This window comes from Desulfitobacterium sp. THU1, from assembly GCF_038181555.1.
Lineage (GTDB): Bacteria > Bacillota > Desulfitobacteriia > Desulfitobacteriales > Desulfitobacteriaceae > Desulfitobacterium.
In genome coordinates, this window is record NZ_JBBWUA010000011.1 from 20,054 (window position 1) to 37,812 (window position 17,759).

A 17,759-nucleotide genomic window follows, 5' to 3' on the forward strand; every position below is an offset into this window, starting at 1 on the left:
ATAAAGAAGGAATTTGTACGGTTATAAGCGAAGTAGAATGAAGCAGAATATGGGAAATAATGGTTATTACATCGACTGCTAAATTTGTAAATGCTGAATACGAATAAGGAAAAGCAAAATTGAAGAAAAGGAATTTACAGTAATGTTTTCATTACTAAACGCAAGTATAACGATTGGTCTTGCTTTAGCAGGCTATTGGTTATTTAAAAAGATCAACTTTCCGGCACCCTCAATTATGGGACCGATGATCTTTATTGGTATATATCAAGTGTTGGGAGGGGGGCTGCCCGAGCTTTCCTTGACGATTGTCAACATATTTCAGCTCATTATAGGGTTGTCTTTAGGGGCAAGAATCAATCACCAGAAGCTGTCTGATTTACGCAAGGTCTTACGCCCCTCTTTAGTTATAGCGGTTTGGACTTTGCTATCAACCTTGGGCATGACCTTTCTTTTGCTTCAATTTACACCCAATATTGCTACAGCTCTTTTTTCCGCCGCCCCCGGTGGGATCTCAGAGATGACGGTTGTCGCCTTAGCCTATGATACCGAAGTGCCCATTGTATCCACCTATCAATTTGTACGCTTAGTGGTCATTATCAGTGTGGTGCCGATTATCGCCCGGTGGTTAAAGAAGAGAACACCAACTGGGCAAAAACAGGTTGTAATGAATGGGGGGCAAAAGCAACAATTAACGGCTGGGGACATCGAGGCAATAGAGTTAATAGAGTCAGTAGAGCCAGTAGAAAAAATTGGGTTAAGGACTCAGTTATCCCTGTACAGTCTTGGCCTGATGGGAGGTCTACTTCTGCTGGTCTTGGGCTTTCCGGGGGGTGGGGTGATTGGAGCAATGACAGCTTTGGCACTGGCTAACGTATTGCTCAAAAAGCAGTATCAATTTCCTGGCTCTGTTATGCAATTCGCTCTACTAGGGATTGGCATGAGCATCGGGCTAGAGTTTTCACCGGAGGTGGTGCGGACGATCCAGGATATGCTGTGGCCTATCATCGGCTTTTCCCTGCTCATTGTGCTTAGTAATCTTGCCGTGGGGTGGTATATACATCATCTGACCCATTGGGATATCATTACCTGCCTATTGAGTTCGGCTCCCGGTGGTCTGAATCAAATGCTCGTGGTTTCTGAAGAGATGAAGGCCGATACCCTGACCATCAGCATACTGCAATTAGCACGTCTTTTAATCATTATTACCTGCATCCCGATTATTGCGGCTATGTTTATTTGATTAAGGAGTGAAGTGATGCAAGACAATAACACCTATGAAGTCAATGTCATAAGAAGGTTCATGGAACAAGCTTTTATTGCCTGTGGAGTACCTGAGGCCGATGGGAGAATTGTCAGTGATAACCTGCTCTACGCGGAACTGCGTGGGATCAAGAGCCATGGTGTAAGCCGCTTTCCTATCTATTTACGCCGTATTCAAAAGGGGGCGGTGAATCCCCAGCCGCAGATAACTATCGAGCAAAAGGCCCCCGGCATATTAGCGGTGGATGGGGATAACGGATTGGGCGCTGTGGGAATGCTGCACGCTCTAAACCGAGGCATGGAACAAGCTGGGCAGGCAGGGGTCTGCGTCATTGGGATGAAGGGAAGCAACCATTTTGGGGCCTCAGGCTACTATTGTCAGCTTGTTGCAGAGCAGGGCTTCGTCTCTATAATCCTTACGGACTCACCACCAGCGACGCCGCCTTGGGGAGGTAAGGAGGCCTATTTTGGGACGAATCCCATTGCCTTTGGCCTGCCGCGAGCCCAAAAACCGCATATCATCGTGGATCTAGCTACTTCTCTTGTAGCGCGTGGTAAGATTATCCGAGCAGCCGCCCAAGGGGAAGTAATTCCTGAGGGATGGGCCCTTGATAAAGAAGGCCTTCCTACAACTGATGCCCAGGCCGCCTTGGCGGGTGTTTTGCTGCCTATGGCCGGTGCCAAGGGTTATGCCCTGAGCTTAGCGGTGGAACATTTAGCAGGTGTCATGGTGGGTGCAGGATTTGGCAAAGAAGTGGCATGGCAATACAGTGAAGAGAATAAGCCGGCTAATGTGGGTCATTTCGTCATTTTAGTCAAGGCCGAGGCATTTTTGACCTTGGAAGCCTATCATCAGCGCACGGAACAGTTTGTTGAAGAAATCAAACAGATCCCTTTGGCACCGGGGTACCAAGAAATCAAGCTACCTGGGGAGCGTGAATGGGAACAAGAGCAGCGCTCAGTAGTTCAGGGGGTCACTCTGGACGATGACTTGCTTGCCTCGCTTCAGGTGATTGCACAAGAGTTGAATATCAAGCTATAGGTCATATTGTCTTCTTACTTAGGAGGATTACTTATGATCAGAATTGTCTATACCATGACCCTTGGCCACAATCGGGATATTATCAATAAACTGATATCTGCCAAGGAGTCCAAGGATGTCTCTATAGAGGTCTTACAAACGGCCAGTCCACAAGAGCTAATGGAGTATGACGTTGACAATACCATCGTGATTGCCCGTGGAATTTACTTCCTAACTCTCAGTAAGAGATTTAGGCATGCACGTGTCGTTGAACTAGCTGTCACCGGCTATGATATCATGAGGGGAATTGTGGAGTGTAAAAATGTTTATCAGGCCCGAAAAATTGCCATTATCCTCTCGGAAACTATTCAGGTCGAGAAAAGCTTTATTGAGGACACACTGGATGTTCAGCTCACGGTTTTTCCGGTCAAGGATTATGGTCATGTGGCGGATGTTTTTAGCTTCGTCAAGCGTCTAGGCTTCGATGTTATTCTTGGTGGGTTTACAGTTTTTCGCATGGCCAAAAGCGAGGGCATCCATTCTGTAGCCATAACTATGGGATATGAAGCGAATCATTTAGCCTTCAATGAGGCATTCAGCGTAGCCAAGGCCATCATCGAAGAACGCAAGAAAAACGAGCTTTTTAAGATCATTCTTGAAAGCACTGATGAAGCGGTTATCGCTTACGATAATCAGGGATTAATCATGGCATACAATCAGGCGGTCTATGGCATTTTGGATATCCCTACCTACGAGCTTCTAACGGGCCAAGAGCTCTCTATCATCTTGCCACACTATAAAGAAGCCCAACTGAATAAGGAAAGCTATACAAATAACGAAGTCATCACCATTAACAACCGCGTGGTTGTGATCAATAAAAGAAACATTATCATTGAACAAAAAAATCAGGGCGCGGTATTGATGCTGCAAAACGTCGATACTTTGCAAAAGGCAGAGATTGATGTGCGCCAGAAATTAAACAAGAAAGGCTTAGCAGCAAAATACAATTTTGACGCGATCATCGGTCGCAGTGAAGTTATTCTGAAAACCATTCGAATTGCCCAAAAATATGCTGTTGCGAACTCCAATGTGTTGATTATGGGCGAAACAGGGACCGGAAAGGAGCTATTTGCCCAAAGTATTCATAACAACAGTATGCGGCGCAACCAACCTTTTGTTGCCATAAATTGTGCGGCACTTCCTGAACAGTTACTGGAAAGTGAACTTTTCGGCTATGTGGGGGGAGCTTTTACAGGGGCGGCTAAAGGCGGAAAAGTGGGACTTTTTGAATTAGCTCATCGAGGGACTCTCTTTTTAGATGAAATAGCCGATATGCCTCTTGGTTTACAGGCAAAACTCTTGCGGGTATTGCAGGAAAGGGAAATCCGCAAACTTGGAGATGACAAGAACATTCCCGTTGACGTACGAATTATTACGGCTACCAATGAAGATTTACGTTTAAAAGTGCAAGATGGTAAGTTTCGTCAAGACCTTCTCTATCGCATCGATATACTCAGCTTAATCATTCCACCCCTACGCGAGCGTAAGGAAGACATTAAAGATCTTGCGAAGGCCTTTTTGGCTGACTTTCCTCGGGGCCATAAGCCAATCTCCCTAAGCTTCGAGGGGCTCTTTGAACTCATGCAATATGAATGGCCGGGTAATATTCGTGAGCTGCGCAATGTTTGTGAACGTTTATCCGTACTCTCTGAGAACAAAATGATTGGGGCTCAAGAGGTCAAGGATGTTTTGCGGATTAAAGAGGCGCCTCGGTTAACTCTAATGACACCGCTATCGGATACCCGAAATCAACGACAGCAAGAAAAACCAAGTAAAATAACTCAACAACAGATGGCAGAGATGCTAGGAATAAGCCGCACCACCTTGTGGCGCCGAAAAAGGGAGCAGATTAGACCATACGACCGTTAACAGCGGAAGTATGGTTTTTTTTATGTCTGTGCATGGGTGAAAAAACAAATGAAACTCTATGAAACAATAAACAGTTGCACAGTGCAAAAAAATGTTAAGAAAATCACGAAAAGCGAAAGGAGATTTTGAGTAAATAGTTCGAATTGGCAGAATATACCAAATGTATTCGAAATATGATATAGCAAGGTTACTTCGTATGGGCAAATAGAAAAGTTGTGCAGTTTAAGATAGAGAGTTTTCGGAATATTTAGTGAGTTGGCATGGATTTTGCACTTACATAGTGTAGCGCTGAGGATGGGAGGGAATCTCGTTTTGATAAACAGTGAAATGAAACCAGTTATCGGTATCACCATGGGTGATCCGGCAGGAATCGGGCCGGAGATTGTGGCTAAAGCTGCTGCCGCGGGAATCTTGGATAGGGATGCTCGTTCCATTATCGTAGGGGATCAGCGTTTATTTAAATATGGAATGCAGATTGCCAGGGTCAACGTAGATTTTCAAGTAGCCTCAACTTTGGATGAAGCCTTAAGGATGAAGGGGATCGTCGTTTTAGATACTAAGAGATTTAATCCTGCGGATTTAGTCATGGGTGAATTGAGCGCTGATTGCGGGAAGGATGCAGCAACCAATCTCCAAACCTGTGTGGAGTATTGTCGGCAAGGGTTGATGGATGGACTCTGCTTTGCTCCCAATAACAAGGCAGCTATGAAGAAGGCGGGCTTTGTCTTGCAGGGGGCGATCGATTTGTTGGCAGGCTTTTTTCAGTATGAAGGCAACCGCGGCGAATTGAACGTGCTAGACGATGTCTGGACTGCTCGTGTTACCAGTCACATCCCTGTGAAAGAGATTAGTGCTCAATTGAGCGAGGAGAGAATACTCAGGTCCATTCACTTAGTGAATAAGACGCTTAAGCGGGCGGGTATTGCCCACCCTCACATCGCAGTGGCAGCCCTAAATCCCCATGGGGGGGAAGATGGCACTTGCGGTAGGGAGGAGATTGAGATCATTTCCCCAGCTATTGAGGGAGCCAGAGCCTTGGGCATTAAGGCCGAAGGCCCATTTCCCGCCGACACCCTGTTTATTAAGCTGTTCAATAAGGAATATCATGCGGCAGTGACGATGTTCCATGATCAGGGCCAGATTGCCATGAAGCTCAAAGGATTTGATCAGGGGGTTACAGTGATGGCAGGCTTACCCATTCCAGTTACCACCTGTTCACATGGCTCTGCATTTGATATCGCAGGTCAAGGGATTGCCAGCCCTGGGGCATGGGAGAGTGCCTATGAGCTTGTGGTTAAAATGGCCGAGATGGATCGACAACATAGGTGCTAGGGAGGGTAAATCAGTGAAGCTAGGTTTTATCGGCCTGGGTCAAATGGGTAAACCGATGGCCTTAAATTTACTTGAAAGCGGGGATGAATTAATCGTCTATGATCAGGCACCGAACAATTACCCCGAGTTTAAACAACAGGGGGCACGGGTAGCCAGAGTACTACAGGATACGGCAGAAGCGGAGATTATTTTTTGCTCTCTCCCCAACAGTGAAATTGTGTATGAGGTAGTGCTGGGGAAGAAAGGACTCAAGCAGTTCCTCCGGCCAGGGCAAATCATCGTGGATACGAGCACTATCAAGTACAGTACCACGCTGGACCTTGCTAAGGAATTGGGGGCACTGGGAGTGGAATTTCTCGATGCGCCGGTCTCAGGAATGGAGGCGCGCGCTAAGGAGGGAACCCTCACCATAATGTGCGGCGGCGAGCACGAGGTTTTCACCAAAGTGACTCCCTATCTCCGATGGATTGCCGACAAGATCCTCTATATGGGCAAGAGCGGATGTGGTCAGCTGACTAAGCTTATCAATCAATTGTTATTTGATATCAATGGAGCTGCTCTGGCTGAAATTCTCCCTATGTCCGTTAAACTCGGCCTTGATCCCGAGAAGGTGGGGGAGGTCGTCAACAGTGGAACGGGTAGGAGCTATGCCTCGGAGTTTTTCATCCCCGCGATTCTTAAGGGTAGCTTTACCGGAGGGTATCCGATGAAACAGGCCTATAAGGATTTGGCCAGTGGAGCGGAAATCTCAGCCAACCTCTGTATCCCCATGCCTGTACTCAGCGCGGCGACGACGACCTATCAGGTTGCCTTGCTTAGGGGACTGGGTGATCGGGATAAAGGCGGTATGATCGGAGTGTTTGAGGAGCTGCTTCAGGTACAATACCGTAAATCCCCAACCGAAAACTAATGGGTGTTAGACCGATTGCGGTGAACAGGGAAGGAAGGACTCGGATGAAATTAGCCTATACCATAAGCGGGCCGGATACCAAGGCGAAGTATCTAGCCTATGGAGGAGCCTTGAAGGACATATTAGCCAGCTTGCATGAGATTGGTTACCAGGGAGTCGAGTTATTTGTTCGCGATCCGCGGGAAATCGACCCGAGGAAATTAGAACAGCTCTTAGAGCTTAATCAGCTGGAATTGGCTGCCCTCGGTACAGGTCCTATGGTTTCCGAAGATCGATTATGTTTTACCTCCCCGGATGAGACGATTCGGATTGAGGCGATAACGAGGACAAAGGCAGTCATTGATTTAGCCGCCCGGTTTGGATCCCAAGTTAATGTAGGTAAATTGCGTGGAGATCTTGTCCGAGGAGATGAGGCGCGTTCAAAACACCTGAGGAGTTGTGCATTTAAGGAGCTGAGTGACTACGCTGTAGCTAAAAATGTGCTGATCACCCTAGAGCCCCAATGTCGATTTGCCATCAACAACCTTAATTCCACCCAGGAGGCCTTGGCTTGGCTCCAAGAGCAGCAACTGCCTAATTTGTACCTCATGCTTGATGTGTTTCACATGAATATCGAAGATAAATCCATCGCAGCCAGCTTTATCGAAGCCAAGAAGCAGACGATCCATATCCACCTGGCAGATAACCAAAGGGGTGTTCCGGGAACGGGAAGCCTGAATTTCCCTGAGATAATCCGAATCTTAATGGCTTTAGAGTATAATCGCTATCTTTCGTTGGAGATCGAGCAGACGCCCAGCAGCTATGAAGCAGCCGCCAAAGCCTATACCTATATTCAGACACTCATCGACGATAATTGAGTGATCCTAGAAAAAGTGAAGTGATAAGGCAATGGAACTAGACAATAAAACAATCAATTCTCGAGAATTGTTTAAGGGAATCAAGGGCGCTTATCCTCGAGCCATGTTTAAGTCAGTGGGTTATACCCAGGAAGACCTAAGGAAACCGGTCATTGGCGTCGTCAGCTCATGGTCGGAAATCCATCCCGGCAGTTACCCCAATAAAGAGCTTGCCGAATTCGTGAAGGCAGGAGTTTGGGCCGCCGGTGGAACACCAGTGGAGTTCCACACCCTAGCTATCTGTGATGCCATAGCTCAAGGAGTAGGCATGCACTATTCCCTGCCCAGCCGAGAAATTGTCGCTGCGGAAATTGAGTTGATGGTGGGCTCAGGTGGATTTGATGGTCTAGTGTTGCTTCCCTCCTGTGATAAATCCCCCGGAGGCATGCTGATGGCTGCCGCCCGCCTTAATCTACCGACCATCTTTCTGCCCCCGGGTCCTATGCTTCCCCACTTTGACAGTCAAGGTCAACAATGGGTGATGTCGGATATTAAGGAAGCTATGGGGGCTTTCCAGAAGCAACGGATTGATGAAAAGCTCTTCAAAGCCATTGAAACAGACACCTGCACCACAGTGGGCGTTTGCGGAATGATGGGAACCGGAAACACCATGGGGTGTTTAATCGAAGCGTTGGGGATGTCCCTCCCCGGCACCTCGACGACTCCTTCGGTCTATGCGGAAAAGAGACGCCAAGCCAAGGAGACGGGAAAGCGTATCGTGGAGATGGTGAAGGAGGATTTGCGTCCCCGTCAGATTATGAATGTGGAGAGTATAGCTAACGCTGTGCGTTTTGTCATGGCCATTGGTGGTTCAACCAATACCATATTGCATTTACCGGCCATTGCGAAGGAGGCAGGTGTGGAATTAACCCTTGATGATATCGATACACTTTCGGAACACACCCCCTGTGTTGCCAAGTATAAGCCCTCTAGTAAATACACCCTGTGGGATTTTTTTCAGGCCGGGGGAGTCGGGGCCATCCTCAAGATTATTGCCCCCTTGCTCCATAAAGAGGTACTAACAGTGACTGGCAAGACCATCGAAGGGCATTTTAGTGAGGTTAAAAAGTGGCAAACCCTTCGCCCCCTAGATAATCCCCTGCAGCCTAAGGGAGGAATCGTGGTCCTGAGGGGTAACCTAGCACCGGATGGCGCTGTGATCAAGGTTAGCGGTGTAAAAGACGCACCAAAACGCCAGGTGGGGATCGCCAAAACCTTCGAATCGGAAGAGGATCTCTTGGTGCACATCATGACCAAGGAAATCAAACCGGGGGATGTATTAGTCATCCGCAATGAGGGACCCGCCGGGGGGCCGGGGATGCGAGAAATGTCCATTCCCGCTGCTTTGCTCACGGGCATGGGTCTGGGCGACAGTGTTGCCATGATCACCGACGGCCGATTTTCCGGAGCGACCCGCGGCTTTTGCATTGGGCATGTTGCCCCAGAAGCCTGCGTCGGAGGACCGATTGCTATTGTCCAGGATGGTGATTCCATAGAAATCGATATCGAACACAAGACACTGAACCTGCAGGTGAGTCCGGAAGAGATCGGCAAGCGCCTAGCGAACCTCCCTCCACAAAAAAAGTCAACGGTTAAGGGATTTTTAGGGGTCTATGCACGCAACGTTAGTCAGGCGGACAAAGGTGCAATTCTTGAGTAAATTAGCGAGTTGGAGGGAGGTGAGGTGGGTCTAAAAGGTAGGCTACGGTATTCGGGGAGGAAGGGCTAAGGTTCTTATATTAACGACAAAGTTAAAAGGAGTTGGAGCTATGAAAAAGTATTTTCGGTCAATGGTGATGATAACCGCACTATTACTTTTGTTAGGCTCGATAGCGGGTTGTAGCAGCAGTAGTAGTGGTGATCAAGCAAAAGGCTCAAGTTCCGGCACGGAAAAAGTTGCAAGTTTTCCTGAAAAGGATTTTGAATTTATAGTGCCCATGGGAGCGGGCGGTGGCAGCGATGTATTCTGTCGTACTCTAGTGAAGACTGTTGCTGATAATAAGCTGAATCCCACCAACATTAACGTCATTAATAAGCCTGGTGGCTCTGGTTCCATAGGCTGGTCCTATGTGGCTAATGATCACAAAGGTAACCCTTATGAGTTAAGTACAGTGAGCTCTAGCTTCTATACGGGTCCTTTATCGGGCCAATCCCCCGTATCCTATAAAGATTTCACCCATATCATCGCTGTAGCTGAAGACCCGACTTTGCTCGTTGTCCCGACAAATTCTCCTTATCAAACCATGGAACAACTTCTAGAAGCAGCTAAAGCCAAACCGGAAACCATCAGTGCCGGTGGTTCTAGCGGTCTCTCCATGGATGCTGTTGTATTCTATGCCCTCAGTGATAGTGCAGGGGTGCAAATGAAGTATGTGCCTTTTGCCGGTGGTGGGGAAGTCATGACATCCGTCCTTGGCGGCCATGTTACCTTCGGCTTCTTAGGGCCAAGCGAAGCAGCTTCACAGCTTGAAGCGGGTAAAATGAGAGCTTTAGCAGTTACTACCGAAGATCGTGCCGGTGGGATTCTGAAGGATGTTCCTACCTTAAAAGAACTGGGTCATGATGTGGTCTTATCTCAGCTGCGGGGTGTTGTAGCTCCTTCCGGTATCTCTCAAGAGGCTGTGACTTATCTGCATGATATGTTCAAAAAAGCTACTGATACTCCAGCATGGAAAGAATTTGTCAAGAATAATTTCATGGAAGAAAAGCTTATGGGACCGGATGAGTTCTTGCAAGCTAGCCAAGCCCAAAATGATATGTATACCAAGTACTTAGACAAAGTAGAAAAGTAATGACTCAATAGCACCATCGGAGGAGGCTTTTTTGAAGCTGAAGCCTCCTCCTCGTCCTCCCATGATCAATAGCTAGAAGGCCTTGTGAATTCATGCACTTAAATGTGACAGTACACACTCAAGGAGGGAAATTGATGCTCATTGATAAAGAGAAGTGCATTGGCTGCGGGATATGTGTACCCTACTGCCCGACGGGAGCCATCAGTATGTCGGATAAAAAGGCTACGATCGATCAAGTGCTCTGTGTGGAATGTGGCAATTGTATTCGCCCCAGAGTGGTAAGATGTTCGCCTCAAGCTATCTACGAACCCTATGAACAAATCAAAGGAACGCCCCGAGAAGTGAGACGCTACTTCAGTGATCCTGCCACAGTCCATGGGGTGACCGGAGTACCTGGCAGGGGAACTGAGGAAGTCAAGACCAACGATGTCACTGGCCGTGTGTGCCGTGGTGAGGTCGGTATTGCTATCGAAATGGGGCGACCCTGTATCGGAACCACCTTTGCCGAAGTGGAGAAGCTGACTAAGGCCTTAGCTCCCTACGGTATTGAATATGAAGAAGGCAATCCATTGACTCATCTATTAGAAGACAGAGCTAAGGGTGTTTTTAAAGAAGTATATAAAAGTGAAAGTGTTCTTTCCGCCATTGTGGAATTTACGGTTAAGCTCGAACATATGGCGGAAATTTTAGAAACCATCAAAGGCACAGCCAAGGAATTGGATACAGCCTTTTCCCTCGACCTTATCTGTTGCTTTGAAGAGGATGGTAGTGTACCAGCGTTGCCGGAACTAGAACGTTTAGGAATGAAGCCTAGAGCCAACGCCAAAGTCAATCTAGGCATGGGCAGACCTTACAAAATTGTCCGTGAGGCATAGGGAGGGATAGAGGATGACCCATTCATTGCATCGTCGAGGTGGAGAAGCTGACTTAAAAAACGACTATGTCCTGCTGGTTACGGCAGCTTCTGGCATCAATCATGTCGGTTCAAAGGATAAATTGCGGCAAGTCCTAGAAGAGGTTTGGAAAATCGGCCCCACCAATATTGGCTCAAATGAAACGGGAACTATACTTTCCGGCGTGGACATCGAGGAGATTAGAGCGAATTTAATGGACATTCCGCGTGTGCGTTGTAATTTTGCGAGTAAGGAGAAAATACGTCAGGCTATTGAACGCCTGCTGGAATTAGATTTGGGAATGTCGGTTACAGTTTCCGGCCCCACGATGGATATTCTGGAGTTGTGTAAGGAATATGGAATTAAGCCTCATTCCGTTAACTTCTCCTTAGATATTTGGGGAAAAAAAAAGAAATTACCTCCCGAGGAGGCGTTAGAGCTTCTCACCATGTGCGGGCATAGCTTGATTTCTAAGATCCTTGTGGAGGAGACTGTCACAAAAGTGCGTGAGGGTAAAATGTCACCAGCGAAGGCAGCCATCAAAATCGGTCATCCCTGCGTCTGCGGTATTTATAACCCAGACCGTGCTCAAGCCATCTTGGCGAGAGTGGCTCCTCATAATGAAGATAGTGGAGGGGAGGGCTTGTAATATGCGCATGGCCAATCGGATTACTAGCATCATTATCTTTTTATTTGGGCTCGCAGTCTTTATTGGAGCTCAGAAATTAGACTATATCCTAAAAGGAATTCCCGGTCCCGGTTTTCTCCCGCGGTGGGTGGCAGTACTCATCATGGTGCTTGCCTTAGTGCCTTTTTTTAAAAGCTTTACCAAATATGAAGTTGAAGAGGGCCAACCTTTTAATTCTAGTGAATTTAAAAACGCGGGAATTATTATCGGAAGTGCTGTTGCCGTCATGCTTTTAACGAAGCTTCTTGGTCTTAGTCTGGCCATTGGTTTGATGGCAGGAGCCATCGCTAAGTTCACAGGACCAACAAGCTGGAAAAAGGTGATTGCCATTACTGTGGTGACTCCCATCGCTGCTTACATCCTTTTTGATACAGTTCTCGGGGTGCCGCTGCCTACCGGTATTTTTGGATTCTAGGGGGTGGAATAAATGGAAACTCTACAAAATCTGGCCATGGGTTTATCTGTAGCAACTGATCCCATGAACCTGCTTTATTGTGTTATCGGGGTCGTGTTCGGAATCATCATTGGCGCTCTACCGGGACTTGGGCCATCAGCAGGGATTGCAATTCTCCTCCCGCTGACCTTTGGGACAGAACCCGTCGCCGGAATTATTATGCTGGCTGGGATATATTATGGTGCTATGTATGGTGGATCTATTACTTCTATTTTGATCAATGTACCTGGCGATGCCTCAGCGGTGATGACTACTTTGGATGGTCATCCACTGGCTAAGCAAGGGCGGGCCGGTCAGGCCTTAGGTATGGCTGCTTTTGCCTCGATTATCGGTGGAACCGCCTGTGTCATAATGTTCATGTTCTTGGCTCCGGCCCTAGCTGAGTTTGCCATTACTTTTGGTCCGCCGGAATACTTTGCTTTGATGGTCCTAGGTTTAACCACCATTGGGGGGATGACCGGTAAATTTCCGGCTAAAGGTTATATGTCAGCCTTGATCGGCCTCTTCATAGCAACCATCGGCTTAGATCTGGTTCAAGGAATTCCCCGTTTTACCTTCGGAACCTATGAACTCTATGAGGGTATAGATTTTATCCCGGTTGCCATGGGCCTCTTTGGCATTGCGGAACTGCTCGTGATCGGCGAAGAAGGGGAAAAGATCAAGTTTAGCAAAAAGGATTTGAGCTGGCGCAAACAGCTTCCTACTAAAGAAGACTGGAAATACTCAGCACCTCATATTGCACGAGGTACCGGAATTGGCTTCTTAATTGGCATGCTTCCGGGGGCCGGTGCGACCATCGCTTCTTTTATCTCCTATGGAGTAGGCAAGAAGGTTTCTAAACGTGGTGATAAATTTGGGACTGGAGTCATTGAGGGAGTTGCTGCACCGGAATCAGCCAATAACGCCGCTTCCATTGGTGCTATGGTTCCCCTCCTTACTTTAGGCATTCCCGGATCGGGGAGTACAGCAGTGATGTTAGGGGCATTGATGATGTTTGGTTTAAGCCCGGGCCCCCTGCTCTTTACGAACAATCCAGACTTTGTCTGGGGTCTGATCGGTAGTATGTATATTGGCAACTTCCTGCTGTTGGTTCTCGCCTTGCTGGCCGTACCCTTATTTGTCAAGGTATTGAATGTTTCTTCACCCGTTCTCAATGCTGTCGTTATGGGGTTCATCCTCATCGGAGCTTATAGCCTAAACAACAGCATGTTTGATGTGGGTTTGACCATTATGTTCGGGGTACTGGGCTTTTTCATGAAGAAGTTGGGGTTTCCTGCGACTCCTATGGTGTTGGCGCTGGTATTAGGGGCCTTGCTAGAAACCTCCTTAAGACAATCCCTGATTATTTCCAATGGCAACCCGGCGATATTCTTCACCCGACCTATTTCAGGGACAATTTTAGCCATCGCCATCCTCGCTGTGTCTTGGCCATTTATTAAAAAGATTATCGATCGGATGAGAAAAAGCGGTAAACCTTCTGTTGGGGAGGGACTGAAGTGAAAATCGATGGTGAATTATGCATGAGCTGTGGTGAATGTATCCCCTATTGCCCCTTGGGGGCTATAGAGATGTGGGATACGGCTCAGATTAACCAAGATGAATGTGTAGAATGTGGTATCTGCATTCGCCAAATCGAATGCCCGGGTGAAGCGTTTTATGAATCGCCGGAGACAATGAAGTGGCCACGTTCTGTGCGTAAGGTATTTAGCGATCCCACAGCCAAACATGAAAATACAGGAGTGCGTGGACGGGGTACGGAGGAGGTCAAAACCAACGATGTAACCGACCGCTTTAAGCGGGGATACCTGGGCATGGCCTTAGAATTTGGCCGACCTGGGGTAGGTACTCGCTTAGGTGATGTTGAGGTAATAACCACTACCCTGGCTCAAGCAGGAGTCGAATTCGAGCCGAATAATCCTTTAACCCATCTCATGGAGGATGCCCATACGGGTAGTATCAAGGAAGATGTGCGCAACGAAAAGGTCTTATCCGCTATTGTGGAGTTTGTTATTCCTGAATCTCAATTAGAGGATTGTGTGGGTAAAATTACGGAAGCTGCTAGTCGGGCTCGATGTATTTTTTCTTGGGGGATTGTGGCACGGTTTGAACCGGACGGCAGCCTGCCTGTAGTGGAACGTTTAGCTGAACTAGGCATCAATGTGCCTCGGAATATGAAAGTTAATGTGGGGCTCGGGCGGCCGAAGGGAGAGGATAGAATATGACTCACTCACTGCATCGGGTAGGACCAGAAGCGAGCTTTACGGAGGATTTTGTGTTCATCTCCAGACCGGCCATGGGAATTAACCATGTTGGCTGTACTCCCAAGGTGCAACGCACATTAGAGCTTGTTTTTGAGGAAGGTCCAACAAATCTAGGCTCTCTGACTACCCAGGAAAACCTTACCTTAGGCATTGATCCCCAGGCTTTGATAGCTAAGACCGAAGATAACTCCCCAGTTATGTGCGTTTTCCATGAACGTGAAAAGGTGATTCATGTTCTTGAACGGCTAAAGGAGGAAGAGGTTGGCTTGTCTGTGGTGGTCACGGGGCTTGTCGATCAAGTACAGGAAATTTGCGAGGTAGTGGGTTTGAAGCCTCATTCCGCGGGTATTTCATTAGGCATTCATGGTGCCACGGATTTGCTACCGGAAGAAGATGTGATGTGCCTTAGCACCATGTGCGGTCATGGCATGATTGCAGCCGGTCTTGTCAGACAGGTAAAAAAGGCTGTTGCCGATGGACGAATGACACCTAGAGAAGCATCAACAGTTCTGGCTAGGCCCTGTTATTGTGGAATTTTCAATCAAAAACGGGCCGAAAAGTTACTTGCTCAAAAGTAACCACGGCAATCGCCATAGATAGGAGGAAAAAAGTATGTTCAAACTTTGTGGTATCTATGCCCCGATTCCTACTCCATTTAAAGATGGCCAGATTGCTTTTGCTGAACTGGAAAGTAATTTAGAGTATTGGCTGTCTTCCAAACTCGAGGGCATAGTGGTATTGGGTTCCAACGGTGAGTTCATCATGCTAAGCGATGAGGAAAAGCAACAGCTTATTCGCGCGGTGTGTACTCAAGCTAAAGGCAGGAAGCCGGTTATTGTGGGGACAGGTACCGAGACAACCCATGGAACCATCGAACTAAATAAGCTGGCTGCCGAAGCAGGTGCTTCCGCAGCTTTGGTATTAAGTCCTAACTATTTCAAAAAGGCTATGAACGATCGTGTACTGAAGGAGTTCTACTTGGAGGTGGCAGAGGCTAGCCCCATCCCTATCATTCTCTACAATATGCCCGGTAACTCCGGCATTAATCTATCCCCTAAACTGGTCGCTGAATTGGCTACCCATCCGAATATTATCGGCATCAAGGATTCCGGCGGCAATATTGTCCAGATTGCGGAGATTATTCACACTACGCCGGATGACTTTTCTGTATTTGCGGGGTCTGCGAGTTTCTTGTTTGTAAGCATAGCCCTAGGTGCTGTTGGAGGAACCCTAGCCTTAGCCAATGTTTTTCCCAACGAATGTGCACGGATTCAAGAGTTTGTAGAGAATAGCCAATTTGCAGAGGCCAGAGCTCTACAACTGAATCTGATTGAGGCTAATAATTCGGTAACTGCTCGCTGGGGCGTGAGTGGCTTAAAGGCTGCCCTGGAGCTTATGGGTTTATATGGTGGAGAACCCCGGAAGCCTTTGTTGCCTTTAGGGGACGAAGATAGAGAGCAGCTTAGGACTATTATTAGGCGAGCCGAGGAAAAGTGCCGCGTAAAAGTACCGTGTAACTAATCAGTAAAAGTAATAAAATGCTATATTATGGAGGAATGGAAATGGCTATCAAAAACATTTATTGTGTCGGCCGCAATTATATGCAGCATGCAAAGGAACTCAAGAATACAGTACCTACTTCTCCGTTCCTTTTTGCAAAACCCACCCATGCCTTAGTTGAAGGGCAGGGGCAGACGATTTCAATGCCACAGGATCAGGGAGATGTGCATTACGAAGTAGAATTCGTTGTCCATATCGGTAAAAGGTATGAACCCGGAACGAGGGCTGAAGAACTTATTGATAAAATCGCTATAGGAATCGATTTTACCTTAAGAGAGGTACAAGATGAGTTGAAGAAAAAAGGACTGCCTTGGTTGCTGGCCAAAGGGTTCCCTAATTCTGCAGTTGTATCACAATGGCTTCCCTTCGAAGGCCTTGAGGCTGCGGCTAGCTTTGACTTTACCCTGGAGATGAATGGTGTCGAGATGCAAAGAGGAAATATCAAAGAGATGATCTTTGATATTCCTACGATCCTAGATTTTTCAGCGAAACACTTCGGGTTAGATGAAGGCGATATCATTTTTACGGGTACACCGGCCGGGGTGGGAAAAACAGCTAAAGGGGATCATCTTGTGTTAAGATGGAAGGAAGAAAAAGTGGGAGAGCTGTTCATCGGTGACTAAGTGAGGATCGCGTGTTTCGGAAGGTTGTGTACTGATGTCTGAAGTTTTTATCGCACGAAAGGTCCCCCAGGAGGTTGAGGACTTTATCGGCAAGCACTGCGAATATACAAAGTGGGAGGGTGTCGGGGAAATGCCCCGAAGTGAGCTTCTCCAGCAGCTAGGGGAAGTCAAGGGGCTCTTGATCAATCAAGAGAGAATCGATCAGGAACTTCTTGCTACTGCACCGAAGCTGAAAATAGTCTCTAATATTTCCGTAGGGTATAATAATTTCGTTATTGAGGATATGAAAGCTAAGAAGGTCCTGGGAACCCATACCCCCGATGTATTGAATGACACTGTCGCTGATTTGATTTTTGGCCTCATGCTGGGCACTGCCCGTCGCATAGGAGAGCTAGACCGCTATGTAAAGGACGGCCAATGGAACAAGAAGGTCACGGCCGAGCTTTTCGGTATCGATGTTCACCATCAAACGCTAGGCATCATCGGGATGGGACGCATCGGCAATGCTCTCGCCCAAAGAGCAAGGTTGGGCTTTTCTATGAACATTCTTTATCATAGTCGTTCGCGCAAACCCGAAGCAGAGGAACGGTATGCAGCCCGATATTGCTCCCTTGAGGACCTCCTTCACAAAGCTGACTTTGTCGTGCTTCTCACCCCTCTAACTCCAGAAACAGTGAATCTCATGAGTTCCCGAGAGTTTAGCCTCATGAAGCGATCGGCCATTTTTATCAGTGCTTCACGGGGTGAAACAGTGGATGAAGTGGCGCTGGCGGAAGCTCTTCGTGAGGGAAGGATCCGCGGCGCAGGTCTTGATGTTTATAAGCAAGAGCCGGTCAACCCTAATCATCCCTTACTCCAATTCAAGAATGTGGTGACCCTACCCCATCTCGGTTCGGCCACGGCAAGTACACGCTTTGCGATGGCGATGTTGGCAGCGGAAAACCTGGTGAAAGGTTTGAAAGGTGAAAGACCTCCCCATATTGTCCCTGAACTACAGTCCCTTATATAAGGCTTAACCTGTCTAGACCTCTTAAAGGTTAAATCTGCCTACCCCTATAAGGTTGAATCTCCCTAGTTCCCCCCTATAAGGTTGAATTTCCTAAGTCTCTTGAAGCGGATCAAGGCTTTGCCTTGGTCCTT

The 17,759-nt window shown here is 47.5% G+C and carries 17 protein-coding genes; all 17 read left to right on the forward strand.

Features of this window, described 5'->3' with window-relative positions:
- The first annotated feature begins 142 nt into the window (after nt 1–142).
- The 17 genes from AAC978_RS10345 (at nt 143) to AAC978_RS10425 (ending at nt 17,628) form a co-directional block, all read left to right on the forward strand.
- Nucleotides 143–1,240, forward strand: a complete 1,098-nt coding sequence (locus tag AAC978_RS10345; RefSeq protein ID WP_341547958.1) for an AbrB family transcriptional regulator — start codon at nt 143–145, stop codon at nt 1,238–1,240.
- A 15-nt stretch (nt 1,241–1,255) separates the two neighbouring features.
- A complete protein-coding gene (locus AAC978_RS10350; protein ID WP_341547959.1) occupies nt 1,256–2,302 on the forward strand; it encodes an Ldh family oxidoreductase in 1,047 nt (348 codons plus the stop codon).
- Between the two features lie 33 nt (nt 2,303–2,335).
- Nucleotides 2,336–4,210 (forward strand): sigma 54-interacting transcriptional regulator, encoded by a 1,875-nt coding sequence (locus AAC978_RS10355; protein ID WP_341547960.1) that lies wholly within the window; start codon nt 2,336–2,338, stop codon nt 4,208–4,210.
- Nucleotides 4,211–4,522: 312 nt separating this feature from the next.
- The gene (locus tag AAC978_RS10360; protein ID WP_341547961.1) at nt 4,523–5,542 is read left to right on the forward strand and encodes a 4-hydroxythreonine-4-phosphate dehydrogenase PdxA; all 1,020 of its coding nucleotides are present in this window, start codon (nt 4,523–4,525) and stop codon (nt 5,540–5,542) included.
- Nucleotides 5,543–5,555: 13 nt separating this feature from the next.
- Nucleotides 5,556–6,452, forward strand: coding sequence for an NAD(P)-dependent oxidoreductase (locus tag AAC978_RS10365; protein WP_341547962.1), 897 nt, complete (start codon nt 5,556–5,558; stop codon nt 6,450–6,452).
- Nucleotides 6,453–6,496: 44 nt separating this feature from the next.
- Entirely contained in the window at nt 6,497–7,309 is an 813-nt protein-coding gene (locus AAC978_RS10370) for a sugar phosphate isomerase/epimerase (protein ID WP_341547963.1), read from the forward strand.
- A 31-nt stretch (nt 7,310–7,340) separates the two neighbouring features.
- A complete protein-coding gene (ilvD, locus tag AAC978_RS10375) occupies nt 7,341–9,008 on the forward strand; it encodes a dihydroxy-acid dehydratase (protein ID WP_341547964.1) in 1,668 nt (555 codons plus the stop codon).
- 109 nt (nt 9,009–9,117) lie between these two features.
- The gene (locus tag AAC978_RS10380; RefSeq protein WP_341547965.1) at nt 9,118–10,140 is read left to right on the forward strand and encodes a tripartite tricarboxylate transporter substrate binding protein; all 1,023 of its coding nucleotides are present in this window, start codon (nt 9,118–9,120) and stop codon (nt 10,138–10,140) included.
- A 134-nt stretch (nt 10,141–10,274) separates the two neighbouring features.
- Entirely contained in the window at nt 10,275–11,015 is a 741-nt protein-coding gene (locus AAC978_RS10385) for a DUF362 domain-containing protein (RefSeq protein WP_341547966.1), read from the forward strand.
- Between the two features lie 13 nt (nt 11,016–11,028).
- Nucleotides 11,029–11,682, forward strand: coding sequence for a hypothetical protein (locus AAC978_RS10390; RefSeq protein WP_341547967.1), 654 nt, complete (start codon nt 11,029–11,031; stop codon nt 11,680–11,682).
- Nucleotide 11,683: 1 nt separating this feature from the next.
- A complete protein-coding gene (locus tag AAC978_RS10395; protein ID WP_341547968.1) occupies nt 11,684–12,136 on the forward strand; it encodes a tripartite tricarboxylate transporter TctB family protein in 453 nt (150 codons plus the stop codon).
- Between the two features lie 12 nt (nt 12,137–12,148).
- Nucleotides 12,149–13,675, forward strand: a complete 1,527-nt coding sequence (locus tag AAC978_RS10400; RefSeq protein WP_341547969.1) for a tripartite tricarboxylate transporter permease — start codon at nt 12,149–12,151, stop codon at nt 13,673–13,675.
- Nucleotides 13,672–14,397 carry a DUF362 domain-containing protein gene (locus AAC978_RS10405; RefSeq protein WP_341547970.1) on the forward strand — a complete coding sequence of 242 codons (726 nt, stop codon included), beginning with the start codon at nt 13,672–13,674 and terminating at the stop codon, nt 14,395–14,397. The genes AAC978_RS10400 and AAC978_RS10405 overlap by 4 nt, the downstream gene beginning before the upstream one ends.
- A complete protein-coding gene (locus AAC978_RS10410; RefSeq protein ID WP_341547971.1) occupies nt 14,394–15,014 on the forward strand; it encodes a hypothetical protein in 621 nt (206 codons plus the stop codon). The genes AAC978_RS10405 and AAC978_RS10410 overlap by 4 nt, the downstream gene beginning before the upstream one ends.
- Nucleotides 15,015–15,048: 34 nt before the next feature.
- The gene (gene dapA / locus AAC978_RS10415) at nt 15,049–15,957 is read left to right on the forward strand and encodes a 4-hydroxy-tetrahydrodipicolinate synthase (protein ID WP_341547972.1); all 909 of its coding nucleotides are present in this window, start codon (nt 15,049–15,051) and stop codon (nt 15,955–15,957) included.
- Nucleotides 15,958–15,998: 41 nt separating this feature from the next.
- Complete coding sequence (locus AAC978_RS10420; RefSeq protein WP_341547973.1) at nt 15,999–16,619, forward strand: fumarylacetoacetate hydrolase family protein; 621 nt, start codon at nt 15,999–16,001, stop codon at nt 16,617–16,619.
- A 34-nt stretch (nt 16,620–16,653) separates the two neighbouring features.
- On the forward strand, nt 16,654–17,628 hold the full coding sequence (locus AAC978_RS10425; protein WP_341547974.1) for a 2-hydroxyacid dehydrogenase: 975 nt from the start codon (nt 16,654–16,656) through the stop codon (nt 17,626–17,628).
- The last annotated feature ends 131 nt before the right edge of the window (nt 17,629–17,759 follow it).

Coding starts and splice junctions, on each gene's coding strand:
- dapA (WP_341547972.1), top strand. CDS start 15,049: ATGTTCAAACTTTGTGGTATCTATGCCCCGATTCCTACTCCATTTAAA.
- AAC978_RS10345 (WP_341547958.1), top strand. CDS start 143: ATGTTTTCATTACTAAACGCAAGTATAACGATTGGTCTTGCTTTAGCA.
- AAC978_RS10420 (WP_341547973.1), top strand. CDS start 15,999: ATGGCTATCAAAAACATTTATTGTGTCGGCCGCAATTATATGCAGCAT.
- AAC978_RS10355 (WP_341547960.1), top strand. CDS start 2,336: ATGATCAGAATTGTCTATACCATGACCCTTGGCCACAATCGGGATATT.
- AAC978_RS10410 (WP_341547971.1), top strand. CDS start 14,394: ATGACTCACTCACTGCATCGGGTAGGACCAGAAGCGAGCTTTACGGAG.
- AAC978_RS10370 (WP_341547963.1), top strand. CDS start 6,497: ATGAAATTAGCCTATACCATAAGCGGGCCGGATACCAAGGCGAAGTAT.
- AAC978_RS10390 (WP_341547967.1), top strand. CDS start 11,029: ATGACCCATTCATTGCATCGTCGAGGTGGAGAAGCTGACTTAAAAAAC.
- AAC978_RS10395 (WP_341547968.1), top strand. CDS start 11,684: ATGCGCATGGCCAATCGGATTACTAGCATCATTATCTTTTTATTTGGG.
- ilvD (WP_341547964.1), top strand. CDS start 7,341: ATGGAACTAGACAATAAAACAATCAATTCTCGAGAATTGTTTAAGGGA.
- AAC978_RS10350 (WP_341547959.1), top strand. CDS start 1,256: ATGCAAGACAATAACACCTATGAAGTCAATGTCATAAGAAGGTTCATG.
- AAC978_RS10425 (WP_341547974.1), top strand. CDS start 16,654: ATGTCTGAAGTTTTTATCGCACGAAAGGTCCCCCAGGAGGTTGAGGAC.
- AAC978_RS10385 (WP_341547966.1), top strand. CDS start 10,275: ATGCTCATTGATAAAGAGAAGTGCATTGGCTGCGGGATATGTGTACCC.
- AAC978_RS10380 (WP_341547965.1), top strand. CDS start 9,118: ATGAAAAAGTATTTTCGGTCAATGGTGATGATAACCGCACTATTACTT.
- AAC978_RS10400 (WP_341547969.1), top strand. CDS start 12,149: ATGGAAACTCTACAAAATCTGGCCATGGGTTTATCTGTAGCAACTGAT.